At 43.4% G+C, this 10401-nt stretch carries 9 protein-coding genes and 1 other RNA gene; 1 reads left to right on the top strand and 9 read right to left on the bottom strand.

Annotated elements, in window-relative coordinates; all coding sequences use genetic code 11:
- Positions 1-297 precede the first annotated feature (297 nt).
- The 9 genes from recR to ACFOJ8_RS11995 form a co-directional block, all read right to left on the bottom strand.
- Positions 298-894, bottom strand: coding sequence for a recombination mediator RecR (gene recR, locus ACFOJ8_RS12035; RefSeq protein WP_380650964.1), 597 nt, complete (start codon positions 892-894; stop codon positions 298-300).
- A 1-nt stretch (position 895) separates the two neighbouring features.
- Positions 896-1219: a YbaB/EbfC family nucleoid-associated protein gene (locus ACFOJ8_RS12030; protein WP_380650961.1), complete on the bottom strand. Its 324-nt coding sequence runs from the start codon at positions 1217-1219 to the stop codon at positions 896-898.
- 76 nt (positions 1220-1295) lie between these two features.
- Positions 1296-2942 (bottom strand): DNA polymerase III subunit gamma/tau, encoded by a 1647-nt coding sequence (gene dnaX / locus ACFOJ8_RS12025; protein ID WP_380650959.1) that lies wholly within the window; start codon positions 2940-2942, stop codon positions 1296-1298.
- 122 nt (positions 2943-3064) lie between these two features.
- An RNA gene (gene ffs, locus ACFOJ8_RS12020) (signal recognition particle sRNA large type) lies at positions 3065-3331 on the bottom strand.
- Between the two features lie 48 nt (positions 3332-3379).
- Positions 3380-4108, bottom strand: a complete 729-nt coding sequence (gene treR / locus ACFOJ8_RS12015; protein ID WP_380650956.1) for a trehalose operon repressor — start codon at positions 4106-4108, stop codon at positions 3380-3382.
- A gap of 56 nt (positions 4109-4164) precedes the next feature.
- Entirely contained in the window at positions 4165-5808 is a 1644-nt protein-coding gene (gene treC / locus ACFOJ8_RS12010) for an alpha,alpha-phosphotrehalase (RefSeq protein WP_380650953.1), read from the bottom strand.
- Positions 5809-5832: 24 nt separating this feature from the next.
- Entirely contained in the window at positions 5833-7281 is a 1449-nt protein-coding gene (gene treP / locus ACFOJ8_RS12005; RefSeq protein ID WP_380650950.1) for a PTS system trehalose-specific EIIBC component, read from the bottom strand.
- 190 nt (positions 7282-7471) lie between these two features.
- On the bottom strand, positions 7472-8686 hold the full coding sequence (locus ACFOJ8_RS12000; RefSeq protein ID WP_380650947.1) for an ammonium transporter: 1215 nt from the start codon (positions 8684-8686) through the stop codon (positions 7472-7474).
- A gap of 113 nt (positions 8687-8799) precedes the next feature.
- Positions 8800-9654 (bottom strand): carboxypeptidase-like regulatory domain-containing protein, encoded by an 855-nt coding sequence (locus tag ACFOJ8_RS11995; protein WP_380650945.1) that lies wholly within the window; start codon positions 9652-9654, stop codon positions 8800-8802.
- Between the two features lie 221 nt (positions 9655-9875).
- On the opposite strand from ACFOJ8_RS11995, the gene ACFOJ8_RS11990 reads away from it, so the two are divergent.
- Positions 9876-10370 (top strand): peptide-methionine (S)-S-oxide reductase, encoded by a 495-nt coding sequence (locus ACFOJ8_RS11990; RefSeq protein WP_380650942.1) that lies wholly within the window; start codon positions 9876-9878, stop codon positions 10368-10370.
- Positions 10371-10401 lie beyond the last annotated feature (31 nt).

Genomic DNA, 10401 nt, shown 5'->3' with positions numbered 1-10401 from the left:
TTGCGGTTTTACTTGACGCCCAAGTTGAATGGTTACCCATTCGTTTATTGGAATTAAACGTTGACATATTGTCATTCAGTTTTCAATGTTCTGTTTTGACTGCTTTACTATTATAGCATGTTGCGTTTAGCAATGCAACATCTTTTTTAAATCTTTTTAACTTAATAGTAACGTTTGTTGTGTCGGCTTTATGTTTCGTCCGACAAGAAATAACTATACAGGGTTTGATTCATTAATGCAAGGGGTTTTTTAAAAAAAGTTTACTCGAGCCATTTTTTATTAAATGGCTCGAGCTCTCTATAGTTCTGTTCGGTATTCTATTGCTTTCGAAAGCGTTACTTCATCCGCATATTCTAAGTCCCCGCCGACCGGCAAACCATGCGCCAGACGTGTTGTCTTAATACCAATGGGTCTGACTAGCCGTGAGATGTACATTGCTGTCGACTCTCCTTCGATATTCGGGTTAGTCGCCAATATGATCTCTTTGATCTGATCGTCTTTCAGCCGATCAATCAAAGAAGCAACATTGATATCTTCGGGGCCAATGCCATCCATTGGACTGATAGCACCGTGCAATACGTGATATAAACCACCATATTCGCGCATCTTCTCCATTGCAATGACGTCTTTTGTATCTTGAACGACACATACAATGGAACGATCTCTATTTTTATCTTGGCATATATAACACGGATCAATATCCGTGATGTGTCCGCATACCGAACAGAATTGCAAATCTCTTTTAACTTCCATTAAGCTGCGTGAAAAATTGACAACATCGTCCTCTTTCATGTTAAGTACATAAAATGCCAGGCGCTGGGCAGTCTTCGGCCCAATACCCGGCAATTTCATGAAGCTGTCGATTAGCTTCGATATGGGTTCCGGATAATGCATCTTACATCATTCCCGGGATGTTCATACCTTTAGTGTGCTGACCCAAACGTTCGCTTGAAAGTTCATCCGCTTTGTTCATTGCTTCGTTAGTTGCAGCGACAATCAGATCTTGGAGCATTTCAACATCATCTGGATCTACAACTTCTTCTTGAACTTCAACGTCCAGGACTTCCTTGTGACCTGAGACAATCACTTTGACCATACCGCCGCCAGCTGTCCCTTCAACCTTTTCTTCTTTGAGCTTCTCTTGCTCTTCTTGCATCTTCTTTTGCATTTTTTGCATCTGTTTCATCATGCCCTGCATATTGTTCATTCCACCACGCATATATATTCTCCTCCAAATCAATTTTCATTTTTCTTCTATATAGTATATACGAAATATCTTCTTTAATAAACCGATATTACGAGCGCGTTTCTACAACATCACTTCCGAATATTTCTCTTGCAACATCGGAAGGTTTCTTGTCCTCACCGTCTGACTGTTTCTGCCTACTCGCCTTCTTCTCTTGGATGTAGTCATGTCTTACTTGCAGCCAACTGGAATCTGGAACCGCTACAACAGTTACTTCCTTGCCTATAATAGTAGGAATGACCGCTTCGAGCTCTTGTCTTTTCTTTTCGTCCTTATTAATGAGATCGCTGTGAACATCGCTGTTGAACTTGAGCAGTACATGTGTGTCACTGGCAGCCACTGGATCCGAATCCTTTATGAGTGAGCGCAATGCCTGCAGCCCTTTCTCTTCGACATGCTGGTAGACTTTGGGCCAATCATCCTTGAGTTTCACAAGATCTTCCTTGTTGGCGTGATCCAGGACTTTCTCAATCTGTCTAAGTGAAAAACCTTTCGAAGGCTGGCTTGCCGCCCTACTTTGGGATTCCGGAACCATACTAGTCGGTACTTGTGGCTGACTGGATAGCTTCTTATCCAATTCGGCTAGTTTCTGCTCGATATGCGATAGATCCATCGTCTGAGGTTCGATCGAGCGATCATTGTTGTTAAGTACCTGAATCAGTTTGACGATGACTACTTCAAGATGGACACTCGTGTTGACAGAGAAACGCATCATAACCATCGAATCGTTCAGTACATCAATCATTTCGTAAAGTACTTTGTCTTCCGTATGGGCAAATGCAATATCATCCTCTATTTCCCCTGCGTGCTTCATCAGGATGATGTCCCTAATGTAGTATACAAGCTCATGGACAAGTCTTGTCGGATCTTTGCCTTCCTCTATGAACTGATGATACTTCATAAAGGCGGCTCTCGAATCTCTATGGTCAATTAGTTTCAACCATTCATTCAGTTCTTCAGAACGTATCCCCCCTGTAATCATGACCGCATCTTCTAAAGTGATGACATCATTACTGTAGGCGATGACTTGATCCATGATGCTAAGGGCATCACGCATCCCACCTTCTGAAGTTCGAGCAATATAATCAAGAGCATCCTTATCGTATTCGAGAGATTCGCTACGCGCTACATACTCTAGTCTGGCTATAATTTCGTTCATTTCGATCGCTTTGAAGTCGAACCGCTGACACCTCGAGATAATTGTTGCAGGAATCTTATGTGGCTCCGTCGTAGCCAATATAAAGATAGCATGGCCAGGAGGTTCTTCAAGTGTTTTCAAAAGCGCATTGAAAGCCCCAGTCGTCAGCATATGAACCTCATCGATGATATAAACTTTATATCTCGCTTCCGATGGTGCGTACTTCACCTTTTCTCGTATATTCCTAATTTCATCGACACCATTATTACTGGCAGCATCAATTTCAATCACATCATTGGCACTACCATCAGTGATACTCATGCAGATATCGCATTCATTGCATGGCTCTCCATCGTTGCCAAAGCGACAATTAAGTGCCTTAGCAAAAATTTTCGCGATGCTCGTCTTCCCTGTTCCCCTGGGTCCGCTGAACAAGTAGGCATGGGATTCCTTATCTCTGATGATTGCGTTTCTTAGAGTTTTAGTGACGTGCTTTTGCCCTACGACGTCTTCAAATGTCTGAGGCCGAAATGCCCGATACAACGCTTGATATTCCATCCAGCGGCACCTCCATAGTGAATCATTTCTGCTATTAATTATATCATACAAGTCTTGCCTACTCTAATTCAGAGCAATAAAAAATGACTGTATCCTAAGAGATACAGTCATATATTATGTAACCGTGCACCACTTCTTTGAAAACTCGGCACAAGCGTTACTTGATCCACCAGCTCAACTCCGGCTGTCCCACGGCACATAGAATGGGCCACTTAATGCTGCTTCCTTCCGGACCTGACATGATTCGTGACGTTCTATTGCATAGGACCGGAATCTCAACACCAGTAAGATCAAGGCAGTCCTCACACCGAGTATCCTCGGAAGTGGAATTCAGTCCTGCTAGAGCGGATTGCAGGTACAGGGCACCGCTACCTCCCCACTTAGCACGGCATATTTCATATTATCAAAAACCAATAACCAATGCAAGATTTAAGTACCTATTCACCGTGGAACCGCCTTGAGAAATCGATGAACTTGAATTCGTTTGCCAAATGTTTTGATACGTTAAATTGGAAGGGTCGAGCGTCCGTCAGATGGACCACTGAACGTACCGTTGCAGTATACGGTGGAATAACGTTACCGAATAATTCAAGATCTTGCGCATTCATCGGGTCGAAGGTGATTTCTTTATGGGAATAAGCAATCGTCAATCCAAGGCGGTTTTCTATATACTCGTATACCGAACCACCCGCAATACGTGTGTTCAATCCAGGCATCATCTCAACAATAAAGAAATCCGTATCTACAATGTGCGTCTTGCCTTCGAATTGCCTCTGACGAACCATTCGCCACACCTTATCTTCGACTTCGAGCTTCAGCGCCTCCATCACTTTAGGAAATTCTGCAGCGGGATACTGAGCGAGTTCTACAACTTTCGTTGAGTATTGCTTGGTTTTCAGCCGCTGGATCTCTTTGAAACTGGTAAGATGGGAAACTGTAAAATCCATCGAAGGATTGTAGATGACAACCGAACCTTTTCCTTTTATTTTTTGGATATAGCCGTTCTCCTGCAATAGATTCAATGCCTTTCTCACCGTTTCGCGGGAGACATCGAATGTCCGGACCAAATTATGTTCAGAAGGCAATACATCCCCTCTCGCATAATTACCTTCTGAAATATCACTCGACAGTACCTGATAGATATGATTGTACTTGTTCAGATTCATTGCCTCACCCTGTCATCTTTAAAGATGTATTAAAATTAGATACATCATAACTTTTTTTATTTCTCTTGTCCATATGTCATTAGTGCTTCATAAGGTCTGAGCATCTCTTTTTTGTCTTTGTAATTAGATAGAAGGACTTCCCCATCTACACTGATATTTTCTGGATAAGAAACTTCTTTGTCTCTGAAGTTTGCAATGATTGTTAGTTTTTCATTTTTGTAGGTTCGTGTATAGATGAAAAGATTTTCGTCTTCCATCATATAAGGCTCTACACTGCCATAGGTGAGTACATCCAATTCGTGCCTGAGTTGAATCAGCTTTTGATAGGTGTAGAAGATGGATGCTTTGTCCTCAAGTGCTCGACCAACATTGATATTTTCGTATTCTTTAGGCACTTCAATCCACGGCTCTCCTTCCGTAAACCCTCCGTGTATCGAATCATCCCACTGCATTGGCGTCCTCGAATTATCTCTCGACTTTGAAGCCAGTATATCCATAATCTGGTGCGAATCCATCCCGCGCTCCCTTAGAATAGTATAAGCATTCAAGCTTTCAATATCGCGGTACTGGTCGATGCGTCTGAAGCCTGGATTCGTCATACCGATCTCTTCACCTTGATAAATATACGGTGTACCTTTTAATCCATGCAATGCAATAGCGAGCATCTTCCCGCTCAATACCCGATTCTCTTCAGTTTGGTCATTGCCAAACCTCGAAACTACGCGCGGTTGATCATGGTTGCACCAGAATATCGCGTTCCAGCCCCCGCCTTCATCCATCGCAACTTGCCACTCCATCAGGATGCGCTTCAGTTCCAAAAAGTCGAAGTTTGCAAGCGTCCACTTCTCCCCACCAGGATAGTCAACTTTTAAATGATGGAAATTGAAAACTGAATTCAGTTCATTCCTTTCAGGATCGGTATATTTCAGACAGTGATCTATCGTCGTCGATGACATTTCCCCAACCGTCATTACATCTTTATCACCGAAAGTGTTGCGATTGAGTTCATTGATATATTCATGCACCTTCGGACCATCCGTGTAGAATTCCTTGCCTAGACCATTGGAACTTTCGAATTTCCCCTTCGATATGAGATTAATAACATCAAAGCGAAGGCCGTCTACACCGAAGTCGATCCAATAGTTGATCATTTCATATATATCTCGACGCATATCTTCATTTTCCCAGTTCAAATCGGCCTGAGTAATATCGAACAGACGGAGATAATACTGGTTCGTCTGTGAATCGTAAGCCCAGGCGTTACCTCCGAATTTCGATTCCCAGTTTGTCGGCGGCTGACCGTCGGCACTATCCTTCCATATATAATAGTTCCGGTACTTACTGTCCTTAGATGTCCTCGAGTCAACAAACCACTGATGTTCAGTCGAAGTATGATTGATAACGATATCCATCATGATTCGAATGTCTTTTGCGTGGGCCTTCTCAAGCAACTCCTTAAGATCTTTTTTGTCGCCAAATTGTGGATTCACTTCATAGTAGTCACTAATATCATAACCGTTATCGTTCATTGGAGATTCATAGACAGGTGTAAGCCATAAATAGTCCACGCCGAGCATCTTGAAATAATCCAACTTTTCAATAATGCCTCTGATGTCTCCTTCCCCACTGCCCGTTGTATCGTTGAACGACTTAGGATAGATCTGGTAGACTACTGATTTTCTCCAGTCTCTATGTTCCATTTGAAAAACTCCTTCATGCTTGATTTACTCTTTCACCATATCTTTGGTTTTTTCTTTTGCGAACCTGGAGAAGAGGAGCGTGAGTCCGAAAGGAAAGACAATAGCAATCAGTATACCAATGCTAAATAGCAGCCAGAACCCTTCTGTAATCGAAATGACACCAGGCACACCACCAACTCCGACACTCGCTGCAGTCAAACCGTTCATTCCGAAAATACCACCGACGACTGAAGTGGTGAGAACCGCTGCAAGGAATGGGTATTTGAGCGGTAGATTGACTCCAAACATCGCTGGCTCAGTGACTCCAAGCCACCCCGAAATACCCGAAGTCATTGCAAGCCCTTCCTCTTTCTTTTTCTTCTGTTGACGATAGATGATCCACGCACCGAAAGCTGCTGAACCTTGGGCGATGTTCGATATGGCAAGAATCGGCCATAGGTAGGTGGAACCTGTCGTTCCGATAAGTTGTAAATCGACTGCGAGGAACATGTGATGCAGACCCGTTACAACGAGTGGTGCATAGAACAGGCCGTATATCGCTCCACCGAGTACGCCAACCGTTTCAAAGAGCCAAACGATACTGTCGGAAATGATTGTACTCAGGAATAATGTAATAGGACCGATCAATGTATAAGTAAGGATACCAACGACTAGCAACGCAATCGGCGCAACCAGAAGCAGTTTGAACATATCATGGATGCGCTGATTCAAGAAATTCTCCACTTTGGCAAGTAGCCATGCTGCGACAAGTACCGGGAGCACTTGTCCCTGATAGTTCAATTGTTCTATCTCAAGCCCGAAGAAGTTCCAGGTCGGAATCTCTGCTAGCTCCCCTGCTTCGGAATCAAAAAGTCCGTACTGGCTGGCAAGATCAGGGTGACAAAGTGCCACTCCCAGTGCAATACCGAGTAGTGGATTGCCTCCAAACACTTTCATAGCAGACCAGCCGATAAGTACTGGCAGGAAGATGAAAGGTGCGACCGCAATGAAGTTGATCATACTGGCGATACCTTCAATTCCCGGGAAACGGGTGATGATCGAGTCGTTTTCCCAGAACAATCCTTCGACAGTCAGCAAGTTGTTGATACCGAGTAAAAGACCCGCGGTAACAATAGCAGGAAGAATAGGAATGAAAATATCGCCAAGCATTTTTATAAAACGTTGAAGCGGGTTCATCTTCTGAGCGGCGGCGGCCTTAACCTCGTCCTTAGAGCCGCCTCCTTTACCCGTCTCTTCTTCAAAGATCTTGAATGCTTCGTTTACAGTCCCTTGACCGATGACAACCTGGAACTGATTATTCGCTGCGAATGAACCTTTGACCAGATCAATGGAATCAAGCTTCTCCTTGTCCACTTTTGATTCGTCTTCCAATGCTAGACGTAGACGGGTGACACAGTGTGTTGCTGCATTAACGTTTTCTTTGCCGCCAATTGCTTCAATAATAGCTTTGACATCATCGCGGTTTACTGCCATTTCTTCCACACTCCCTCATATTTTTATTATCGCCATAATATTAACATGTCTATACAGACGTGTAAAGGCTTTCATAAAGTATAAAAAGAGACACAGAAGTCGGTTTTAAGGCCGACTTCTGTGTCTTGAAAAGAAACGCACATTGCTTGTATATCTTTAGTTTATTATTAAACCCCTTTATTGATCCATTCTATGAGTTGGAATACTCATAAGCTTTCTCCCCGTGGATGACGGCATCAAGCCCGTCCAACTCCTCTTTTTCATCTGTGCGCAATGTGACGAAGATACTAATGCCCTTGGCAATCGCGTAAGTCATGACAGCACTGAATACAATGGTGGCTGTCACTGCAACGATTTGTGCTAATACTGGCGCGAAGCCTCCCCCTGCCAACAGACCATCTGCAATGCCAGAGTTTACTGCGCTCGTCTGAAGTACGCCTGTTCCGATTGCTCCGACTATGCCACCAATACCATGCAGGCCGAACGCATCAAGTGCATCATCGTAATTCAATAATGCTTTTAAGTTAGTAATAGCGAAAAAGCATATTGCACCTCCCAACAAGCCAAGTGCCATCGCCCCACCATAAGTGACAAATCCAGCTGCCGGTGTGATTGCAACGAGACCGGCTAGCATGCCGGAAAGCGTGCCGATTAATGTTACTTTCCCTTTGGTAAACCTTTCAACGATACTCCAGCCCGCAATTCCAGCTGTCGAAGCGAGCACTGTATTTGTGAAAGCACTCATCGCAATGGCGTCAAACGTCAATGCGCTACCTGTATTGAACCCGAACCAGCCGAACCATACAAGGATTGCACCTACCATAGTGATGACAAGGTTGTGGGGTGGCTTTTTGTTGTCCGGCTTTCTTGAGCCCAACATAAGAGCAAGCACAAGCCCTGATACACCTGAAGAAATATGTACAACTGTTCCTCCAGCAAAATCGATGGCACCGATGGAGTGGATCCAACCACCGCCCCACACCCAGTGTGCCACTGGACTGTAGACAAGAATAACCCACAACGCCATGAATACAAGAAAAGGTCCGAATTTCATGCGCTCTGCAACCGACCCCGTCAGGATGGACACTGCGATTGTACAGAATGTGAGTTGAAACAGCATATAGAGTGCGAAGGGAACTGTTTCGGAAAAGGCAGGATTCGCCTCATACCCAACACCCGATAGCCCGATATATGATAAGTCCCCGATGAATGGATTGCTGCCCCCAAAACTGATCGAAAACCCAACCATCACCCATGTAAAAGTAACAACAACAATTGCGGACAGGCTGTGCATAGATGTATTGAGTACATTTTTCGATTGCACAAGACCACCATAGAATAAAGCAAGGCCAGGTGTCATGAGCCAAACAAGCAAGGTACAAAGGAAAATAAAAATAGTGTCCATAAATTACCCCTCCAAATTAAGTATGGACACATTATATACGTGTTTTTTAAATCTTCAAAATCCACGTAAATAAGCCTGACATCATATGTCAGGCTTTCTTACATCAGCGTTCCTTACCTCCTTCTAACGGCCCGAATAACGAAAATAAGTAGCCCGAGTGCTAGAAGTCCACTCCCTACGAGTATCAAAGACAAATTCATTCCATTAGCATTTGTACTCTGGTCAGCCGACACTTGTGCATCAGGCGCCACCGTTTCGGTCACTTCTTCTGGTTCCTCAGAGGCAGCAAGATCAAAAGTAATTCCTTTCTTGCTTTTATCCTCGAGCGTCAAGGTACGACTATTCTCCTCAAGTTCGTAACCTTCCGGAACTTCGCTCTGAACTGTGTATTCGCCGGCAGGCACATCAGTGAATACAAATTGTCCTTCAGCATTTGTGGTCATTTCCGTTTCCGCCTCACCAGTTAGAGAAACAGTCACACCTTCTAAACCATCGCCTTCTGATATCACTTTGCCCTCAATCGAAAATTCAGTCACCTCGATCTGATTGATATCCACATTTACTGGCTCTGGTTCGGGTTCTGGTTGGGGCTCTGGTTCGGGTTCTGGCTCCGGTTCAGGTTCTAGAGAGGGCTCAAATGTGGGCTCCTCAGTCGTTTCAACAACTTGTTCTTCCGTATACTCTTCGACTATTTCTTCAGTCCATTCTTCTGTGGAAAGTTCGGGTTCGTACGGTTCCTCGGTCCATTCTTCATAATATTCTTCCGTATACTCTTCCGATCCATTCTCTTGAGTATATTCTTCTTGAACCGATGGCTCATTTACCGACTCTTCTGTCGTCTCCTCATTAGGTAACTCCTCAGTGTATTCCTCTCCGGTTTCTTCCTCAGTGCTGTCAGCAACTGCATGAGAAACAGGAATGAATATGACGAGCAATGTAATGATTATATAATAGACAAAATTGCGCATGTCAGCCTCCTATTTGCTTGATATGTATTTTATAGTTTTCTTATCCAATTACTGCAATGCTAGGTTAAATAATACTATAAAAAAGAAAATAATAACATCGTCAAATCAGTATTATGCATAATTTGACTCATTCCTCAGCCTAATAAACCTTGGTGCGAACCTACTCAAAATCTTTAATGCTACAATAAGTTTAGCTTTATATTTAGAGAGAGAGGAATAGTATGGAAACTGTATATTTTGCAGGAGGATGTCTGTGGGGCGTCCAAGCCTTTTTGAAGACTCTGCCTGGAGTTCAATTTACGGAAGCAGGAAGAGCGAACGGGCAAAGCAGTACATTGAACAGCGATTATGATGGATATGTTGAATGTGTAAAGACAATATTCGACCCAAAATCTGTAACTCTAACTGAATTGATGGAATACTTTTTTGAAATTATCGATCCATACAGTTTAAATAAGCAAGGTGACGATGTCGGTGAAAAATATAGAACAGGTGTATACAGTAAAAATCCGGATCATTTGAAAGAGGCCGAGTCGTTTATTAATAAGCGGGATGACCATGGCTTAATAATGGTTGAAATACTTCCTCTTACAAACTATGTAAGAAGTGCAGAAGAACATCAGGACAGACTGTCCAAACATCCGAATGACTATTGTCACATCCCTCAATCATTGCTTGAGAAGTATTTAAAAGTCCACGTTAATCCAGAAGATTAGTGCGATCTAAAATTTCTTTACCCCATTGTTT

Source organism: Salinicoccus sesuvii (assembly GCF_042648145.1).
GTDB lineage: Bacteria > Bacillota > Bacilli > Staphylococcales > Salinicoccaceae > Salinicoccus > Salinicoccus sesuvii.
Note: the sequence above shows the minus strand (reverse complement) of the source record. Positions and strands in the feature narration are given on the sequence as shown.

Bases quoted from the DNA above. Each gene is read 5' to 3' on its own strand.
- recR (WP_380650964.1), bottom strand. From the start codon at position 894: ATGCATTATCCGGAACCCATATCGAAGCTAATCGACAGCTTCATGAAA.
- treR (WP_380650956.1), bottom strand. From the start codon at position 4,108: ATGAATCTGAACAAGTACAATCATATCTATCAGGTACTGTCGAGTGAT.
- ACFOJ8_RS12030 (WP_380650961.1), bottom strand. From the start codon at position 1,219: ATGCGTGGTGGAATGAACAATATGCAGGGCATGATGAAACAGATGCAA.
- ACFOJ8_RS11995 (WP_380650945.1), bottom strand. From the start codon at position 9,654: ATGCGCAATTTTGTCTATTATATAATCATTACATTGCTCGTCATATTC.
- ACFOJ8_RS12000 (WP_380650947.1), bottom strand. From the start codon at position 8,686: ATGGACACTATTTTTATTTTCCTTTGTACCTTGCTTGTTTGGCTCATG.
- treP (WP_380650950.1), bottom strand. From the start codon at position 7,281: ATGGCAGTAAACCGCGATGATGTCAAAGCTATTATTGAAGCAATTGGC.
- ACFOJ8_RS11990 (WP_380650942.1), top strand. From the start codon at position 9,876: ATGGAAACTGTATATTTTGCAGGAGGATGTCTGTGGGGCGTCCAAGCC.
- treC (WP_380650953.1), bottom strand. From the start codon at position 5,808: ATGGAACATAGAGACTGGAGAAAATCAGTAGTCTACCAGATCTATCCT.
- dnaX (WP_380650959.1), bottom strand. From the start codon at position 2,942: ATGGAATATCAAGCGTTGTATCGGGCATTTCGGCCTCAGACATTTGAA.